The sequence below is a fragment of the Gilliamella sp. wkB171 genome (genome assembly GCF_001693755.1).
GTDB lineage: Bacteria > Pseudomonadota > Gammaproteobacteria > Enterobacterales > Orbaceae > Gilliamella > Gilliamella apicola_F.
This window is the reverse complement of record NZ_LYST01000025.1, coordinates 34,731-53,939: the sequence shown is the minus strand read 5'-3', so window position 1 is coordinate 53,939 and position 19,209 is coordinate 34,731. Positions and strand designations below refer to the sequence as shown.

At 36.1% G+C, this 19,209-nt stretch carries 14 protein-coding genes; 12 read left to right on the top strand and 2 right to left on the bottom strand.

The annotated features are described in order from the left end of the window. The first annotated feature begins 41 nt into the window (after nucleotides 1–41). From ispG to adk, 7 genes are read left to right on the top strand one after another with little or no spacing between them, the layout of a single operon-like run. A complete protein-coding gene (gene ispG / locus A9G03_RS02305) occupies nucleotides 42–1,151 on the top strand; it encodes a flavodoxin-dependent (E)-4-hydroxy-3-methylbut-2-enyl-diphosphate synthase (protein WP_065634500.1) in 1,110 nt (369 codons plus the stop codon). 24 nt (nucleotides 1,152–1,175) lie between these two features. Further along, nucleotides 1,176–2,453, top strand: a complete 1,278-nt coding sequence (gene hisS, locus A9G03_RS02300) for a histidine--tRNA ligase (protein ID WP_082209384.1) — start codon at nucleotides 1,176–1,178, stop codon at nucleotides 2,451–2,453. A gap of 18 nt (nucleotides 2,454–2,471) precedes the next feature. After that, nucleotides 2,472–3,188, top strand: a complete 717-nt coding sequence (locus A9G03_RS02295) for a YfgM family protein (protein WP_065634502.1) — start codon at nucleotides 2,472–2,474, stop codon at nucleotides 3,186–3,188. 26 nt (nucleotides 3,189–3,214) lie between these two features. Beyond that, a complete protein-coding gene (bamB, locus tag A9G03_RS02290) occupies nucleotides 3,215–4,387 on the top strand; it encodes an outer membrane protein assembly factor BamB (protein WP_065634503.1) in 1,173 nt (390 codons plus the stop codon). Nucleotides 4,388–4,402: 15 nt separating this feature from the next. Then, nucleotides 4,403–5,869: a ribosome biogenesis GTPase Der gene (gene der, locus A9G03_RS02285; protein ID WP_065798319.1), complete on the top strand. Its 1,467-nt coding sequence runs from the start codon at nucleotides 4,403–4,405 to the stop codon at nucleotides 5,867–5,869. Nucleotides 5,870–5,872: 3 nt separating this feature from the next. Beyond that, complete coding sequence (locus A9G03_RS02280; protein ID WP_065634505.1) at nucleotides 5,873–6,121, top strand: YfgJ family double zinc ribbon protein; 249 nt, start codon at nucleotides 5,873–5,875, stop codon at nucleotides 6,119–6,121. Nucleotides 6,122–6,160: 39 nt separating this feature from the next. Beyond that, nucleotides 6,161–6,805, top strand: a complete 645-nt coding sequence (gene adk / locus A9G03_RS02275; protein WP_065634506.1) for an adenylate kinase — start codon at nucleotides 6,161–6,163, stop codon at nucleotides 6,803–6,805. A gap of 55 nt (nucleotides 6,806–6,860) precedes the next feature. Here adk and A9G03_RS02270 read toward each other — a convergent pair whose 3' ends face one another. Together A9G03_RS02270 and ybeD are read right to left on the bottom strand one after the other, a co-directional pair. Beyond that, complete coding sequence (locus tag A9G03_RS02270; protein WP_065798318.1) at nucleotides 6,861–8,138, bottom strand: bifunctional O-acetylhomoserine aminocarboxypropyltransferase/cysteine synthase; 1,278 nt, start codon at nucleotides 8,136–8,138, stop codon at nucleotides 6,861–6,863. A gap of 74 nt (nucleotides 8,139–8,212) precedes the next feature. Beyond that, nucleotides 8,213–8,482, bottom strand: a complete 270-nt coding sequence (gene ybeD / locus A9G03_RS02265) for a DUF493 family protein YbeD (RefSeq protein ID WP_065634508.1) — start codon at nucleotides 8,480–8,482, stop codon at nucleotides 8,213–8,215. A gap of 195 nt (nucleotides 8,483–8,677) precedes the next feature. Between ybeD and gss the strand changes: the two genes are divergently transcribed. From gss to A9G03_RS02240, 5 genes are all read left to right on the top strand, one after another. After that, nucleotides 8,678–10,552, top strand: coding sequence for a bifunctional glutathionylspermidine amidase/synthase (gene gss, locus A9G03_RS02260; protein WP_065634509.1), 1,875 nt, complete (start codon nucleotides 8,678–8,680; stop codon nucleotides 10,550–10,552). 260 nt (nucleotides 10,553–10,812) lie between these two features. Beyond that, nucleotides 10,813–12,354 carry an SrfA family protein gene (locus A9G03_RS02255; protein ID WP_065798317.1) on the top strand — a complete coding sequence of 514 codons (1,542 nt, stop codon included), beginning with the start codon at nucleotides 10,813–10,815 and terminating at the stop codon, nucleotides 12,352–12,354. A gap of 8 nt (nucleotides 12,355–12,362) precedes the next feature. Next, a complete protein-coding gene (locus A9G03_RS02250) occupies nucleotides 12,363–15,389 on the top strand; it encodes a virulence factor SrfB (RefSeq protein WP_065634511.1) in 3,027 nt (1,008 codons plus the stop codon). Then, entirely contained in the window at nucleotides 15,386–18,064 is a 2,679-nt protein-coding gene (locus A9G03_RS02245) for a putative virulence factor (RefSeq protein WP_065798316.1), read from the top strand. The genes A9G03_RS02250 and A9G03_RS02245 overlap by 4 nt, the downstream gene beginning before the upstream one ends. Nucleotides 18,065–18,194: 130 nt before the next feature. Then, a complete protein-coding gene (locus A9G03_RS02240) occupies nucleotides 18,195–19,205 on the top strand; it encodes a hypothetical protein (protein ID WP_065798315.1) in 1,011 nt (336 codons plus the stop codon). Nucleotides 19,206–19,209: the final 4 nt, after the last annotated feature.

The window sequence follows — 19,209 nt, the reverse complement described above, 5'->3', positions numbered from 1 at the left end:
AGATTACTGGCTAGTTATTTTGTAATATAATTAGGCAGGTTATGAGTCATCAAGATTCACCGATTATTAGACGAGAATCTACAAGGATTTATGTTGGCAACGTACCTATAGGTGGTGGTGCGCCTATAGCAGTTCAATCGATGACCAATACTCGTACAACTGATGTTGCCAAAACAGTTGCTCAAATACAAGCACTTGAACGCGTAGGTGTTGATATTGTGCGAGTATCAGTTCCAACTATGGATGCAGCTGAAGCGTTTAAATATATTAAACAACAAGCTAAAGTTCCACTCATAGCTGATATTCATTTTGACTATCGTATTGCTTTAAAAGTTGCTGAATATGGTGTGGATTGTTTAAGAATTAATCCAGGTAATATTGGTAATGAAACCCGAATTCGCTCAGTTGTTGATTGTGCAAAAGATAAAAATATTCCGATAAGAATTGGCGTTAACTCGGGTTCTTTAGAAAAAGATATTCAAGAAAAATATGGCGAACCGACACCTCAAGCAATTGTTGAATCGGCGATGCGGCATGTGGATATACTCGACCGGCTTGGTTTTGAACAATTTAAAGTAAGCGTCAAAGCATCGGACGTTTTTACTGCGGTAGATGCTTATCGATTATTAGCGAAGCAAATTAAGCAACCCTTACATTTAGGTATTACTGAAGCGGGGGGCGTGCGTAGTGGTGCGGTAAAATCGGCAATAGGGTTAGGTTTACTTCTGTCTGAAGGTATTGGTGATACGCTTCGTGTATCGTTAGCGGCAGACCCGACTGAAGAAGTTAAAGTCGGATTTGATATTTTAAAATCGTTACGTATACGCGCAAGAGGGATCAATTTTATTGCATGCCCTACCTGTTCAAGACAAGAGTTTGATGTAATTAATACTGTAAATATATTAGAGCAACGATTAGAAGATATTATTACGCCAATGGATGTCTCTATTATTGGATGTGTTGTCAATGGCCCTGGTGAGGCACTCGCGTCGACAATGGGCGTTGCTGGTGGACATAATAAAAGTGGCTTTTATGAAGATGGTGTGCGTATAGGTCGAATTGATAACGAAAAAATGATTGATGAATTAGAATCCAAAATTCGAGCCAAAGCCTCGATTTTGAAAAACCGAATTGTAGCAACTGAATTATAATTTTATTTAATAGCGAATAAACAAATGGCAGAGAAAAAAATCCAATCAATACGGGGAATGAATGATTTACTCCCAGCAGATAGTGCAAGTTGGCAACAGATTGAAAAAATTGTCAAAGGTGTTTTAAATAGCTATGGCTATAATGAAATAAGAACCCCTATTGTTGAAGATACAGCACTATTCAAACGAGCCGTAGGTGAAGTAACCGATATTGTTGAAAAAGAGATGTATACTTTCAATGATCGTAATGATGAAAGTATTACCTTACGTCCAGAAATAACTGCTGGTTGTGTACGAGCAGGTATTGAGCATGGGCTGTTTTATAACCAAGAACAGCGCCTTTGGTATTTAGGTCCTGCTTTTCGCTATGAAAAACCGCAAAAAGGACGATATCGTCAATTTCATCAATTTGGTGTTGAAGTCTTTGGACTTGAAGGGCCCAATATTGATGCTGAACTGATATTGTTAACTGCACGCTTTTGGAAAGCCTTAGGTATTGAAAAACATACTTCGCTAGAATTAAATTCAATCGGTTCACTTGAGGCAAGAGCGAATTATCGAAAAGCTTTAGTTGACTTTCTTGAGCAACATAAAGATAAATTGGATGAAGACTGTTTACGTAGAATGTATACTAATCCACTAAGAGTCCTTGATTCAAAAAATCCAGTAGTACAAGAGTTGCTTAACCAAGCGCCAAAATTATTTGATTATTTAGATGACGATTCTAAGCAGCATTTTGAAGGCTTATGTCGATTGTTAGATAATGCAGGAATAAAATATAATATTAATCAAAGATTAGTTCGCGGTTTAGATTACTATAATCGTACTGTTTTTGAATGGGTAACAAGTAGTTTAGGTGCGCAAGGGACTGTTTGTGGTGGCGGTCGTTATGATGGACTGGTTAGCCAACTCGGTGGGCAACCTACACCAGCAGTAGGATTTGCGATGGGGCTTGAACGTTTAGTATTATTAGTTCAGGCGGTAAATCCATCATTTACGCAAGAAAACGCGATTGATATCTATATGATTTCATCAGGCGATGAAAAAACGATTTCAGCGGCACAATGTATTGCAGAACAATTACGTGATGGATTACCTAACAAGCGAATTGTAACTAATTATGGATCGAGTAATTTTAAGAAACAATTTGCGAAAGCAGATAAATTAGGTGCTAAAATAGCCATCATTATTGGCGAAAATGAAATTGCAAACCAAACAGTCACGATTAAAAACTTGAAAACAGGTGAACAAATTGAAGTTGCAAAGGCCAACATTGTTCAAACTTGTTTATCAATAGAATAAGGAAAATAGGAGAAAAAAGTGAGTCATCAATTAACCAGTGAAGAACAATTTTCGATGATAAAAGAATTTCTTGCTAAGACATGGAAAATTATTGTAGCAGTTATCGTAATTGGATTATTAGGCTTTTATGGATGGCGTTACTGGCAATCTTATAAAGTGAATCAATCGATAGAATCATCAGATCGATATGAGCAATTAATTAAAAATTTAGATGAGACAAAATCCGATTCTGTCAATGAATTAGTTGCCTTTGCTAAAGATAATGATACTGTTTATAGTGTATTTGCTAATTTACGTGCAGCCAAGTTTTATGTTGACGTATTAAAAGATTATGCTGGCGCGCAAAAATTGTTAACTGACTCGCTAAAAAAGACTGATGCAGAACCGATAAAATCGCTTATTTATATTCGTATTGCTCGCTTACAAAATCAACAAGGTCAATATCAAGATAGCTTAAATTCGTTGACCAATATCACTGAAAAAAGTTGGGCGCCAATTGTTAACGATCTGCGTGGTGATATATTTGTCAAATTAGAGCGTTACAGTGATGCAGTTGATGCATATAATCTCGCTTTAACTTCAGGAACAACTAAAGAGTTAGAAACAAATATCAAAATGAAGTTAAATCAAGCTGAATATTTAAAAGCTAAACAACAAGTTGAACAAGAAGAACAAGCTAAAACTGAGCAAAAAGCTCAGACACAACAAGCAACAACAGAACAAAATAAAAATTAATTTATCCTGCTATAAGGGTCTTTAAAATGAAGTTATCAAAATGTTTTTTTACCGGTGTTTTAATGTTCTCACTTGCTGGATGCTCGTTATTTGGTGGTGAGGAAGATGTTGTTCAAATTTCACCATCACCGACAGTCAACAATCAATTTCCTATTCAACAAATTTGGCGAAATAGTACATCTGGTAATACGCAAATTTACTCTTTATTAGGACCGATCAATTATGATAATGCTATTTATGTAGCGAGTCGAAGCGGTCAAGTAAAAGCCCTTGATTTATCAAGCGGTAATACGATTTGGGATATCAATTTATCACAAAGCACCTTATTTAGCAGTAAAACAGCTTTATTTTCTGGTGGCGTAAGTGCAGATGATAATTATGTATATGTAGGAAGTGAACGAGCAGTTGTTTATGCTTTAGAACGCAATAGTGGTAAAGTGGTCTGGGAAAAACCGGTGAAAGGTGAAGTCTTAGCGCGCCCTGTATCTTCAGAAGATAAATTAATCATACATACTGCTAACGGTGTACTACAAGGACTTAATCGTAATACCGGCGATGAATTATGGGATGTGTCTTTTGATGTTCCTGCTTTATCTTTAAGGGGTAATTCAACACCAACTATAGCGCATGGTGCAGCAATTGTCGGTGATGATAATGGGCGTGTTGATGCTTACTTTATTAAAGATGGACAACTTATTTGGCAGCAGCGTATTTCGCAGCCAACGGGTTCAACTGAAATTGCAAAATTGAACGATGTCGATTCTACCCCAGTTGTTGAAGGCAATCTTGTTTATGCTGTAGGGTATAATGGTAATGTTGCTGCATTAGATTTAAGTAATGGTCAAGTTGTATGGAAAAAACAAATTGGCTCAACGCACAGTTTTGCAGTTGATTCTCATCAACTATTTGTTGTTGATCAAGATGACAATATCCAAGCTATCACTAAAAATGGTGGGGCTGTTGATTGGACTCAATCCAGTCTTTTACATCGTCAATTAACCGATCCTGTTGTGTATCAAAATTACATTGTAGTGGGTGATTTTGAGGGTTATTTGTATTGGCTAAATAAAGACAATGGTGAAATTGTTGCAAAAACACAAGTAAGTAGTAGTGGATTAATCTCCCGACCATTAGTTGTTGACAATAAATTAATTGTCCAAGCAAAAAATGGTGATATTTACGCATTTATAAAAAATTAAGGTAATTAGATAAACATGATACCTGTAGTAGCACTAGTTGGTCGTCCGAATGTTGGAAAGTCGACTTTATTTAATCGCTTAACTCGGACTCGAGACGCCTTAGTCGCTGATTTTCCAGGATTAACTCGTGATCGCAAATATGGCCGAGCTGAGATCAAAGGTCATGAATATATCGTGATTGATACCGGCGGTATCGATGGCACAGAAGAAGGGGTTGAAAGCTTTATGGCTGAACAATCCCTACAAGCAATTGAAGAAGCCGATATTGTGCTTTTTCTGGTTGATGCCAGATCGGGTGTTATGCCTGCTGATCATGCTATTGCTAAACATTTACGCTCACGCCAAAAAGCGACTTTTTTGGTTGCTAATAAAATTGATGGTATTGATGTAGATACTGCTGTTTCTGACTTTTATGGTTTAGGATTAGGTGAAATTCACCCTATCGCGGCTAGTCATGGTCGTGGCGTAACCTCATTAATCGAAACTGTCTTAGATCCAATTTTTCAATTTGAATCAGAAGAAGCAACTGAAGTTAGTGTTCACAATGAACTAGATGATTTATCTGAATCATACGATGATTTAGTTGATGAAACCGAATCATTGATTAATCAGCCAATTAAAGTAGCTATTGTTGGCCGTCCAAATGTTGGTAAGTCAACACTAACAAATCGAATTCTAGGTGAAGACCGCGTTGTCGTGTATGACATGCCCGGCACCACTCGTGATAGTATTTATATCCCTATGACACGCGACGATCGCGAATATGTTGTGATAGATACTGCTGGTGTTCGTAAGCGTGGCAAGGTGACAGAAACCGTTGAAAAATTTTCTGTCATTAAAACACTGCAAGCTATTGAAGATGCCAATGTTGTTATTTTAGTCATTGATGCTAGAGAAGGTATATCTGACCAAGATTTATCACTACTTGGCTTTATTATTAATAGTGGGCGCTCACTTGTTATTGCAGTGAATAAATGGGATGGCTTAACGCAAGATATTAAAGAGCAAGTAAAAACTACGCTAGATGATAGACTGGATTTTATCGATTTTGCACGTGTTCATTTTATTTCTGCTCTCCATGGCAGTGGTGTTGGCAACCTGTTTGATTCAATTCAAGAAGCCTATGACTGTGCAACACGACGAGTTAACACAGCATTATTAACTAAAATTATGCAGATGGCTCAAGATGATCATCAACCACCTTTAGTTAAAGGGCGCAGAGTTAAATTAAAATATGCTCATGCGGGAGGATATAATCCACCGATCGTTGTGATTCATGGTAATCAAGTTGAAGAGTTACCCGATTCATATAAGCGCTACTTGATGAATTATTTTAGACGCTCATTGAAAATTATGGGATCACCTATTCGTATTCAGTTTAAAGAAGGTGCTAACCCATTTGAAGGCAGAAAAAATAGTTTAACAGCATCTCAACAACGTAAACGCCGTCGATTAATGAAACATGTTAGGGGGCGAAAGTAGTTTATGTCAGAGCAAGTTACTATAGATGGTAAAGAGGGTTTTTGTCCTAAATGCCATCGTAAAATGCAAGTTGTTTCACCTCAACACTATGTCTGTTCTCATTGTAAGCAGCACTACCTTGAACAATACATTTGTCCAATTTGTCAGCAAAATGCTCAAATGATTAAAGGTTGTGGTGCAATTAATTATATTTGTCATACTGATGGTTTAATTGCTAGCAGTAAGGTGATATTTCACTATTTACCAGAGTAAAAAGACTTTATCTATATTAGAGTCATAAGAGGTTATTTTATGCGAATTATTTTATTAGGTGCGCCAGGCGCTGGAAAAGGCACTCAAGCACAATTTATTATGCAAAAATATGGTATTCCCCAAATTTCAACAGGGGATATGTTACGTGCAGCGGTTAAATCGGGTAGTCCACTTGGTTTGCAAGCTAAAGAACTGATGGATGCCGGTAAACTTGTTACTGATGAGTTGGTAATTGCGTTAGTTAAAGAGCGTATTGCGCAAAGTGATTGTGCTAATGGTTTTTTACTAGATGGTTTTCCTCGCACAGTGCCGCAAGCTGATGCAATGAAAGCAGCAGATATTGACATAGATTATGTGCTTGAGTTCGATGTTCCTGATGCAGTAATTATTGATCGTATGAGTGGTAGACGTATTCATGCGCCGTCAGGACGGGTTTATCATGTTCGCCATAACCCACCAAAAGTTGAGAATATTGACGATGTTACTGGTGAGCCATTAACTATTCGTAAAGATGATCACGAAGATATCGTGCGTAAACGTCTTGTTGAATATCATCAATTAACTAAACCTTTAGTGAGTTATTATCAGCATGAAGCTAAACAAGGTCATACACAATATTTCCGTATTGATGGTACACAACCTGTGGCAGAGGTTACTAAAGAGTTAGCTAAAATTTTAGGATAAATACTGATTAACTAAAAGAGCAAGAAGTTAAATTTATCTTGCTCTTTTTTTGTCATTATTTTGCAGCGTTAAGCGCTTGTTCTAAATCAGCAATAATATCATCGATATGTTCTATTCCAATAGATAATCTCACCATTTCTTGACTTACTCCGGCTTTTTGTAGTTCTTCATCATTAAGTTGACGATGAGTTGTTGACGCTGGATGACAAGCGAGTGAGCGTGTATCACCAATATTAACTAAACGCAGAATTAGCTTTAAAGCATCAATAAACTTAGCCCCAGCTTCTTTACCGCCTTTTATACCAAAAGATAAAATTCCAGCCGGCAAACCATTATCCATCTGTTTAACCGCTAAGTGATGCTCAGGATGAGTATCAAGACCGGCATAGTTGACCCAACTTACTTGTGGATGAGATTCTAAATATCTAGCGACTTTTAAGGTGTTTTGGCAGTGACGTTCAATACGTAAAGATAATGTTTCAAGCCCTTGCAGTAATAAAAAAGTATTAAATGGCGAAAGTGCCGCTCCCATATTACGCAATGGAATAACTCGACAGCGCGCGATATAAGCAGCATTGCCAAAAGTTTCAGTATATGAAACACCATGATAAGAGGGATCAGGTTGATTTAACATTGGATACTTTTCCGGATATTTTTTCCATGGAAATTTACCTGAATCGACAATTATGCCGCCTAAACTATTGCCGTGACCGCCAATATATTTAGTTAATGAATGCACTACAATGTCGGCACCAAACTCAAAAGGACGACAAAGTGCTGGACTTGCTACAGTGTTATCGACAATTAAAGGAATACCATGTCGATGTGCGATCTCTGCAAGTGACGATAAATCAACAATATTCCCAGCTGGATTACCAATACTTTCACAATATATTGCTTTGGTTTTATCATCAATTTGTTGTTCGATAGCTTGAAGGTTATCGTGCGGTGCAAACTTGGTTGTAATGCCGAAGTTAGGTAATGTATGAGCAAGTAAATTATACGTTCCGCCATATAATTTCGAGACCGAAACAATATTTTCACCGGCAAATGTAATAGCTTGAATAGCATAAGTAATTGCGGCCATGCCTGACGCGACAGCTAATGCACCTATTCCTCCTTCAAGGGCACTTACGCGTGCTTCTAGTACAGCATTGGTTGGGTTAGTAATACGTGTGTAAATATTGCCAGCGACTTTTAAGTCAAAAAGATCAGCGCCATGTTGAGTATCATCAAAAGCATAAGATGTTGTTTGATAAATCGGGACAGCAACGGCATGGGTGGTTGGTTCTGGACTATAGCCTGTGTGCAGAGCAATTGTTTCTGGTTTCATGTTAGAGCCTCATAATTATAATAATATAACAACAAGGCTCTATTTTGCGCAAAAAAACCTTAAAAGGTAAAGTGTTATAATACCATTCTTACGATATCAATATCACCTAACTCTTTATATAGATTCTCAATTTGATCAATGTGCGTTGCATTAATCGTAATTGAAACCGAATGATAATTACCTTTGCTACTTGGTTTAACTGAAGGTGTATAATCTCCCGGTGCATGTTTTTGAATGACTGTCACCACTTTGTCAACTAATTCAGGTTTTGCTTCTCCCATTACTTTATACGTGAAAGAGCATGGAAATTCTAATAATTCATTTAATTTTGTTTTCTGTTGCATAATTTGATTTCTCAGTTAATCGGTATTTTTAATTACTAGTGTAATCTACTTTTTCCTATATATAGGCATTTTATGATTCTTCAAGTAACAAAAAATAAACATCGCTTTTTAAAGCTGTTAATTTGATCTATGATAAGAAAATTTTATTATTAGTTATAAAACATATCGTAACTATCAATCATAAGGCAATATAGCATGTTATCTCAGTCCAACAAAAAAGAACCTTTCGGCACATTATTAGGTTATGCACCGGGCGGCGTTGCCATTTATTCTTCAGATTATGAAACATTAGATCCCGAACAATACCCCGATGATGCATCCTTTCGCAGTTATTCAGGATACGAATATATGGGCTATAAGTGGCAATGTGTCGAATTTGCAAGGCGCTTTTTGTTTTTGAATTATGGTATTGTTTTCACTGATGTTGGTATGGCTCACGAAATATTTTCACTACGCTTTTTAAGGCAAGTGGTTAATGAAGCTATTTTACCTTTACAAGCTTTTGCTAATGGTAGTAAAAAAATACCCGAAGCTGGTTCATTATTAATCTGGGATGATGGTGGCGTATTTGATAGAACGGGGCATGTTGCCGTTATTACCGAAGTATTTGATGACAAAATCAGAATAGCTGAACAAAATGTGATACATACGCGTTTACCTATTGGTCAGCAATGGACACGTGAACTTAAGATGACAGTAACAAATGAGGGTTATTTATTACATGATACCTTTGATGATACTAAAATTTTAGGTTGGATGATTCAAACAGATAAAACTGAATATAGTTTACCGCAACCTGAAGTAGCAAAACCATTACTTAAAATTCATAGTGCTCATATAACAAATAACAAACAATTTGAAAAAAAATGGCTTGATGAGTCAGATCCTTTAGAAAGCACCTATGTATTAGCTGCAGGCCATGCAATTAGCCATGATGATCATTATCGTTACTTTACTATTTCAGAAAGTGCTGAACAAGAATTAATCCGTGCGACGAATGAATTACATTTGATGTATTTGCATGCAACGGATAAAGTTTTGAAAAACGATCATTTATTAAATAATTTTAATATTCCAGAAATACTTTGGCCAAGATTAAGGCTTTCATGGCAACAACGCCGCTATCAAATGATTACAGGTCGTTTAGATTTTTGTATGGATGAGCGTGGTTTGAAAGTCTATGAATACAATGCAGATTCTGCGTCTTGTCATACAGAAGCAGGACAAATTTTGGAAAAATGGGCGGTACAAGCTGAACTCAATATTGGTACAAATCCAAGTGCAGGGTTACTCAATTCGCTTGCTAACTGTTGGAAGCATAGTGATGCACAAGCTTTTGTACACATCATGCAAGACGATGATAGTGAAGAAAACTATCACGCTTTATTTATGCAAAAAGCCCTGACTTTAGCTGGTTTTAAAAGCAAAATATTACGTGGCTTAACTGGTCTAAAATGGGATAAGCAGGGGCGATTAGTTGATGATGAAAATAGGCAGGTCACTTGTGTATGGAAAACATGGGCATGGGAAACAGTATTAGAGCAGCTTCGACAAGAAAGTGAGGCGCAAGTTGCTGGCTTACCAATTCGTACCTGGCATCCTGAAAATGCTGTCAGATTAATTGATGTGCTTTTAAGACCTGAAGTCTCGGTTTTTGAGCCTTTATGGACGGTAATACCAAGTAATAAAGCGATTTTGCCTGTGCTATGGTCATTGTTTCCTAATCACCGTTATTTATTAGAATCAACGTTTGAACTTAATGCAGATCTTATCAAAAAAGGGTATGCCATTAAACCTATTGCAGGTCGACGCGGCAGTGATATAGAATTAGTCAGTAGTCAAGAACAAACACTAGGCAAAACGGTTGGTCAATTTGCTAAGCAAGAAAATATTTACCAAGAACTTTGGTGTTTACCTAAGGTTGATGATCGATATTTACAAGTTTGCACTTTCACTGTTGGCGGTCATTATGGTGGCGCGTGTTTACGCTCAGATCCCACTTTGGTGATAAAAGGTGAAAGTGATATGCAACCACTACGTGTATTAACTGATGAGCAATTTATGAAATAATTTCTTTGTAAAGAAATTTCAGGTTATAGCGATACTTGATATAACAGGAATAAAACTAGTTTAGCTAAGTAAATGACTCTAACTTAATTAACTTATTTATAATAAGTTCTCATAGTTATTGAATAACTATGGTCGACTAATAAAAAATTTTATGAAAAACTTACACTATTATTTAGTGTGGTTGTTTCCATAATTAGATTTTTGTTGAAATTGATTGAGTTACATAAAAATAATTAAAATAACGAGATAGAAAGGAATATATGATAAATACATTACTTCGCAGTGGTGATATTAAAGATTTCAAAATGCTTGGGCATGATGGGAAAGCCGCTTATCTTGTTGCAGCGCAAATCCGTGAAATGTTTAGAATTAAATTAGGTAAACAATATGCCGATTGTTTAGCTATACCACAACGTAATGATCAGGGTAATATTATTGATTGGTACATTCCTTTTGAATCAGATCAACCTGATGGACAATATGATATTGTACCTTGGACATCAGCGAGCGAATCAGAGCAAGAATCAGCTTTGATTTTACTCAAAGAGTTTGAACACAAAGTATTGAATTTTGGTAAACAGTTAGCAAGCAACCCTAATTTAGAAGGCGATCAACTGCTTTTTAGTCGCTTGATTTATGATCCTAACAATAAGAGTGATGACCTAGAACCCAATTTGATGGCAATTCGATTTCCAAGTAATCAATTTGTCTATATTGTTAACGGTAAACCGGTTATTACTTTTTGGGGATTTGTTTATCCGCAAACTGCGCAAGTCAATTCGCCATTTTATTGTTTAGAATCATTCAAACAACCAACTCCATCAACCAATCATACATTTACTGAGCCGGCCATTATTAACAAACCATGGTGGAAACGCTGGTGGCTCTGGTTACTTGCATTACTGCCTCTATTATTACTTTTATTGGCGATTTTTTGGCTTCGAGGCTGTTGGCAATCCCCTGTAGTATCGATTAATGCTGATTTAGGCAGTGATAATCATGTTTCTTCTCCTACTATTACCGATGAAAAGCTGGAGCAAGATAAAAAAGATCCTGAACCTACTAATAAAGTAATAGATAGAAACATTAAAGTGGTTAACGGTGTAACAACCAACGGCCATGATATTATTGATGCCAACGGTGCCAAAGTGGATGGTGATGTTGTAGCTAACACGGTTAATCCTGTTGATTCCGCTACATTACCTAATGATGTTAAAGATGATAATAATCTTAATCAAAACTCAGACACGTTAAATAAAGATGATCAGGTTAATAATTCAGAAAAAGACAAAGTTGATAATCAAAATAAAAAAGATGATAAGTCACCGACTAGTGAACCTGATAAAAAAGATGAAAATAGCAAAGGGTCAATTCCACCAGATTTAGATGATGGTAAGCAAACAGGTACAGGAACTAACCCAGATCAAACTAATAATTTAGCTTTATCTCAAGATCAACTTAAACAGGGATCAACTAAATTTTTAGATGGTCAATGGTCTGTTGGAGGCGGTATTCAAGATAAAGCTACAGGCAAACCATTACAATTGAGTTATGACTTTAATGAAGGTAATGGTCAAGTTACCGTAACACGTAGTGATGGTGTTAAGTGTGTAGGTAAAGTAGATAGCGGTATTAACAAGTCGAATTTAAATATTGCCAGCAATACTGAAGCAATATGTAGTGACAATAGTAAATATCAATTACCAAAAATTCAATGTACGCCTGGTAAAAACAATCAAGCTGATTGTCAAGGGGTTTATGATAACGGGAAAAAATTCCCAATTACTATGAAAAAACAATAAGGTAGTATATGCTTCCAGAATTACGCAATTATGGTCAAGAAGTCACACTTATTATGAATAGTGGTATTCAGTTTCTTGATTTTGCACTTAAGATAGATTGGAAAGATAATCAATGGCGCAGTAAATTAAATGGTTATTTTATTGACCCATCTGAAAGCGGGGCATTAATAAGACTGATTGAGAATGCCGAGAGTGGTAAATTTTTTGCGCCAGATGATTTATCTTTTGCGGTTAAACCAACACAAGAAATTAGTGTTGAGCAATCACTAAAATTATATGATGGGATTTGGTTGCCAATTCCTGTCTTAAGATCGATTCCTCCAGAACGTTTTGATAAAGGACCACATAATTGGAGTCGTGTGCGAATTGTCAGTATTCCTGAGGGCGAAGATCCTGATGGCAATACCCATCGCATCACCTTTGCATTTGATACTAAAATTTTCACCAATATGCAAGATGTGATCTATTTAGCGCCTACCGAAAATGATGTTAAAACTGGAGCGGTATTTAGTTTGGCACATCGTTCAGATCACGTTTCATGGTATTTAGAACTTAAATGGGTAACTAGCTGGCTAATTGATTTATTTCAAGAGCTAGCACCTCAAACTGATCGTTTAAAAATACATAAAGATGATATTAATACAGAAATTAATAATAAAGCTTATTATGGACACTATCTAAATATCATCAATTTACTTGCTGATTCATTACAATTACCAACCATTAAGATTGTATCAAATGCTAAAGATGATGTGATTAAATCAATACCCGTTGATATGATCCTTGATGTGGGTAATTCACGCACTTGTGGAATATTGATTGAAGATCATGTGCAAGATAAAGATAGCTTAAATCGTCGTTATGAGCTTGAAATCCGTGATTTAGGTCAGCCTGAGCATATCTATAATGAACCTTTCGAAAGCCGTGTTGAATTTGCGCAAACTTTTTTTGGTAAGGAACATTTTTCGTTACAAAGTGGAAGGCGAGACACGTTTCGTTGGCCAAGTATTGTTCGTGTTGGGGCTGAGGCAAGCCGTTTAGCAAGTCAACGAGAAGGCAATGAAGGTGCTACTGGTCTTTCTAGTCCTAAACGCTATTTATGGGATCAAGATAAATATGAGCAAGGTTGGCGTTTTAATTCCCATTATGTAAAAAGTGATCATGAACCCTTTGCCACCGCTGAACCATTTTCGAGTTTAATTAACGAATATGGTGAAGCACTACATATTTTGAGCAATGATGTAGATGAAGAATTTGAACGTAAAATGCCGGTTTTTCATCCAAAATATTCGCGAAGTTCATTAATGACATTCATGTTATGTGAAGTTTTGATGCATGCATTAATGCAGATGAATAGTGTTGCGCAACGTAATAAACTCGAACACGCTAAAACGCCACGGAACCTACGTTCTATTATTTTGACTATTCCACCTGCAATGCCAAAACCAGAACAAGCCATTTTTAAAAGTTGTGTATACCAAGCTATTGGACTTGTATGGAAAAGTCTTGGTTGGGATAGTTCTGATGATAATATTGATTTTAATAATCCAGAACAATTAAAAAGTGTTTGGCCAAACATCCCCGAAGTTTATATCCAATGGGATGAAGCGACTTGTGGACAAGTTGTATATTTATTTAACGAAACACAAAATAATTACAATGGGCGCAGTGAAGAATTTATTGCATCAATGGTACGTCCAGATAAAACCAATAAACAAAAACTCACAATTGCAACAGTAGATATTGGTGGTGGCACAACCGATTTAGTTATAAACGATTATGAGCTTGATTATGGAACCAGCAAGCAAATCAATAGCAGTAATGCTTATATTGTTCCAATTCAACGTTTTCGTGATGGCTTTAAAGTGGCGGGTGATGATATCTTACTTGATATTATTCAAGACACTGTGCTCACAGCTTTGACTAATGGCTTAAAACAAGCTGGGCTTACTGATCCTAATCCAATTTTATCCACAATTATTGGTTCTCAGCAGCTTTCTATTCAAGATGCTGTATTACGTCAACAACTGACTTTACAGTTATTTACGCCATTGGGTTTGCAAGTACTAAAAAGATATGAGCTTTATGATCCGCTGCATGCTGAGCAACATGTGTATAATGCTACTTTTAGGGAGCTATTACAGCATAATGTCATGACTGATCATGTGCTTAATTTTATTAATGAACCGATTCGGCGAGCACTGAATAATCCTACTTTTTCAGTATTGGATTTAAATATTGAGATTAATCTTAAACGAATCCATTATTTATTTATACGTGGCGATTATTACAATATTTGTAAAACGTTTGACGCACTGTCTGAAATCATTAGTTGTTATCAATGTGATGTATTATTGTTAACCGGTCGCCCGTCACGTTTACCTGGTGTACAAAGTTATTTTCGATCGCGCTTGTCGATTCCAGCGGGAAGAATCTTACCATTACATGGTTATTATACTGGCGGTTGGTATCCATTCCATAAACAAGAACGTATTGACGATCCTAAAACAACCGCGGCTGTTGGCGCTATGTTATGCTTTTTAAGTAAAAATTTACGTTTACCTAATTTTTATTTTAGATCATCAAATATCGATTTATATTCTACAGTTAAATATATTGGTCTTTTAGATAATCTTAATATGATAAAAAAGGAAAATGTTTATTATCGAGATATTGATTTAGATGATCCTGATTATGACTTTCCTGATACCTCTTTTGAGATCCGTGGTACTACACGGCTCGGTTTCAAGCAATTAGAAATCGAGCGTTGGCCGGCGTCACCAATTTATATTTTAACCATAGAAAACAGTGAAGTAGCTAAACGCTTGAGTACTGAAGGTGTGGTATTAGAAGTGACATTAGGCATAAAAAGTCGACAAAAAACCATTGAGAATTTTTATATTAAAGACGTTAAAGCTTCTGATGGGCGTGCTTGTAATAAAAATCAGGATATTAAATTGAACCTAAATACAATGGTTAATTCTGGATTAATAAGTACACAATATTGGCTTGATAGTGGAATGATAAAACGATGAATAATTTAAATGAACAACTTCCTAAATCTTGGGATCAAGTGTATCAAGCGTCAGCACAAGCGATTGAATGGGTGAAACAGACTCGTGATTCATCCAAACGATTGAATAGCGAGGCTGATAACTTAATTCTTGATCTTCGTCGTTTACGTAATACAGCCAAAAGATTGGGTGATGTCTCAAGTAAATCTGTGGCGGTCGGTTTTTTTGGATTATCGCAAGCGGGTAAATCTTATCTTATCTCGGCACTAGCTGCCGGTGAAAACGGTAAACTTGAAACAGTTGTTGACAATGAAGTGTTAGACTTTATTGAACATGTTAATCCTGTTGGAAGTGGTAAAGAAGCAACTGGACTGGTTACCCGTTTTAGTCGTATAGCCAAAGGGGGAATAGCCAACTACCCATTAGAATTAAGATTATTTCAAGAGATTGAAATTGTAAAAATTTTAATTAATGCTTATTTTAAAGATTTTGATCAACAAAAAATCACGAATAAAATCGAATTCTCTTCATTGAAGCAGCTGCTTCTACAGCTCGAAGGCAAGAAGCAAACTGAGCGTACTGGCGGCATAAGCGAAGACGATATTGTTGATCTTTATGATTATCTTTCCGAAAATTTTGGCAATGCTTTAGAAGGATTGAAAGGCGGATATTGGGAAAAGGCGATGCAATTACTCCCATATCTTTCAATACCTGATCGTGGTGAACTTTTTTCGGTGTTATGGGGTGGCATAAACGAATTGACTGTGACTTATACCCAACTTGCCACGACGTTAACCAGCTTAAACCATGTTGATACTGTTTATGCCCCACTATCGGTCTTAGTGAAAGATAATAATGGCGTTAAATCGCAAATTGATAGCATTATGAACGTCGATATTCTTGAACGATTAAATACCGATCGCGATACTCAAGTCACTATTACTCCATTAAATGGTGGACCAACTACAATATCTATCGCTCAATTAGCGTTCTTGACTGCTGAGCTGATTTTTCCTTTAGTCAATCCAACACGTGTTGCCACTTTTGAAAAAGTTGATTTGCTTGATTTTCCTGGGTATCGCGGTCGTTTGAATTTGATTTCTGTCTCTGATGTTAAAGAAGGTAACCCGATCGCTCAGCTTTTATTGCGAGGTAAAGTGGCTTATCTTTTTGAAAAATACACTGATAATCAAGAAATGAACGTGCTTGTTGTCTGTACGCCATCAGACAAACAGTCTGATGTTAATGATGTCGGCCCTGTGCTTGAACGTTGGATTGATAAAACCCAAGGTGAGACAGCTGAAAAAAGAGCGACAAAAAAAGCAGGATTATTATGGGCGATTACCATGTTTGATAAACGTATTGGTAGCTCATTAATACTTTCAGAAGATAATCTCAAAAATAGCTGGGGTAAAGGTGGATTACTACAACAAACTATTTTAGAGCGCTTTGGTAATTATGATTGGTTAACAAATTGGTCAAATGGTCATAAATTCAATAATGTTTTTTTAGTGCGAAAACCCGGTTTTGATGTGCCGTTTTTAAACGTTGATGCTACTTCTAACCGTGAATTATCTTATAACGATAGTTATCAACAGAAAATGTTGCTATTGAAAAAAACGTTTATTGAAAATCCCGATATTGAACAATATGTTAATCAACCGGCTACAGCGTGGGATGCTATGTTGCAGCTAAATGATGGGGGTATTGAACGCATTAGCCAATATTTAGAACAAGTTGCCATTACTGAAGTTAAGCAACAGCGTATTTTAGAACAGCTTAATGAAAAAATTGATTATATTATAAATATGCGTTTTGATACTTGGTATCATGCTGATAGTGATGAAGAATTAAGTAAGAAAAAACAAATTATTACTGATGTAGTGAAAGAACTACAAGGGAAAGCATTATTACTTGGCGAATTACTCAAAACTTTAGAACTGCCAGATCAAACTATCCGTGCGCTTTATCATACGAGTAATATTGATACTGAAACAACTCAAGATACTAATAATGTGCATGCAAATAGTGATGATTTATCAACTGATTTTGGCTTAAATACTGATTTTGAGTTATTTTCTGATGCAACCTTTTCTTCTGAAGTGACGCTTACATCTTCGTTACCTACAGAGTCAAAATTAGCCAAAACAGTTTTTACCGCTTGGTTGGATTATTTAAGAAATATGGTATTAGATAAACATGTTTTGCAGTTTTTTGGTTTAAATCAGAAATCGTTATCTTTTATCGTCGAAGAGTTAATCACAGCTGCAAATCGTTTAAAGCTTGAGGCAAATTTAACTGATCGCATTTTAAATAATGAAAATACAGGTAGTAAACGTGATGATCTTGAGTCAAGACAAGTGAGCACCATTCATACTTTGTTAGCAGATTTTATTGCTTGGCTTGGTTTTGTTCAGGGGCAAGCAGTTGATATACCAATGAGCCGGGTGAATCAAGGTAAACCTATTTTTTCTTCACCGGTAGCTGAATTTACGCATCAGCAATCGCATCCATTGCCTATATTAGATGAGAAAACTAAAAATTATTCTCAGTATGCAATATTCGATTGGTTTATTGCATTTGCTATGCTTGCTCAAGAAAACATTGGACATCATGCTGGGCGTGAAATTAGTCAAGAACAAAATAGTCGTCTAGGCGAGATTTTGGCTAGCTTTAAGCAAGCTTATATAAATTAATGTTATAACAATAAGATTGAAAAATTAACAAAAAATAATATTAGATCTTCCTGATTTTAAATGAAAATTTTGTTATTGATAACTGAATGACAAAATAGGTTGGCGATTGGGAAGCGAAATAGAGGATATTATGGCATTAAGAATTGAATTAGAAGGTTATAAACCTGGAATTGCGAAGTTTTCGGCAAAAAAGTGGAATGGTAGTGCTGATATCGATATGCTTATACAGCGTAATCAAGATGGTTATTATTTATCTGGTTTGCAACAATGGGGACCCGAAAAGAGTTGGCATTCAATAGCTGATTTGTCAGTGGATAATCAACAAATTAGCGGTTATGTGAGTGAATGGTTAGTTGATTCATTATTATCTCAAGACAATACTAAACGGTTTTTAATACAGTTACGTGACAAACAAAACCAACGTTATATTGATGGTGGTGTTGTTAGTATTGCCGAAGATGTACTAGCTTCAACAGCATTAAATGTTGTACAACCGTCTTCAGATAATTCACCGGTTGAAACCAAATCACTTACTGAACCTGTTGAACTACCTGAAGAGCCTGAACAAACCCCCAACATTGAGACGCAAAATGATGACCTTGTTGAGCCGGTTAAACTTGAGGTCGAAACAGTAATTGAACCAGAGATTGCTCAGACTCCTCAGTTAAAAAAATCGAAAAATAAATTAGGCTTGGTTATCACTATTATCATTGTTCTATTGATTTTAGCTGGTCTTGGTCTAGCTGCATGGTATTTTTTAGTGTTTCAAAAAACACAACCTGTCGAACCTACAGCTCAAGTTAATACGCAATGCAGTTTAAATAGTACCACAACAGACGATCTGGCTTTTATTCAACAGTGTTTACAAACCAAGCCAGATACTCAGGCAATTATCCAGTTAATTAATGACGCAAAAAAGGCGGATAAATGTAATATTGCTCAGCGTCTATATGCAAATCAAGCCCAGCAAAATGGACAGATTGCTTTCCTTTATGCTAAAGAGTATGACGAAAAGTTTTATCAAACAAATAATTGTTTTAAAGCAGATAAAGGTACAGCAAGTTATTGGTATGAAACTGCGTTAGACCATGATCCGAATAATACATTAGCTAAAGAACGATTAGACGAGTTACAAAAATAATGGG

Bases quoted from the DNA above. Each gene is read 5' to 3' on its own strand.
- ispG (WP_065634500.1), top strand. From the start codon at position 42: ATGAGTCATCAAGATTCACCGATTATTAGACGAGAATCTACAAGGATT.
- hisS (WP_082209384.1), top strand. From the start codon at position 1,176: ATGGCAGAGAAAAAAATCCAATCAATACGGGGAATGAATGATTTACTC.
- bamB (WP_065634503.1), top strand. From the start codon at position 3,215: ATGAAGTTATCAAAATGTTTTTTTACCGGTGTTTTAATGTTCTCACTT.
- der (WP_065798319.1), top strand. From the start codon at position 4,403: ATGATACCTGTAGTAGCACTAGTTGGTCGTCCGAATGTTGGAAAGTCG.
- A9G03_RS02280 (WP_065634505.1), top strand. From the start codon at position 5,873: ATGTCAGAGCAAGTTACTATAGATGGTAAAGAGGGTTTTTGTCCTAAA.
- adk (WP_065634506.1), top strand. From the start codon at position 6,161: ATGCGAATTATTTTATTAGGTGCGCCAGGCGCTGGAAAAGGCACTCAA.
- A9G03_RS02270 (WP_065798318.1), bottom strand. From the start codon at position 8,138: ATGAAACCAGAAACAATTGCTCTGCACACAGGCTATAGTCCAGAACCA.
- ybeD (WP_065634508.1), bottom strand. From the start codon at position 8,482: ATGCAACAGAAAACAAAATTAAATGAATTATTAGAATTTCCATGCTCT.
- gss (WP_065634509.1), top strand. From the start codon at position 8,678: ATGTTATCTCAGTCCAACAAAAAAGAACCTTTCGGCACATTATTAGGT.
- A9G03_RS02255 (WP_065798317.1), top strand. From the start codon at position 10,813: ATGATAAATACATTACTTCGCAGTGGTGATATTAAAGATTTCAAAATG.
- A9G03_RS02250 (WP_065634511.1), top strand. From the start codon at position 12,363: ATGCTTCCAGAATTACGCAATTATGGTCAAGAAGTCACACTTATTATG.
- A9G03_RS02245 (WP_065798316.1), top strand. From the start codon at position 15,386: ATGAATAATTTAAATGAACAACTTCCTAAATCTTGGGATCAAGTGTAT.
- A9G03_RS02240 (WP_065798315.1), top strand. From the start codon at position 18,195: ATGGCATTAAGAATTGAATTAGAAGGTTATAAACCTGGAATTGCGAAG.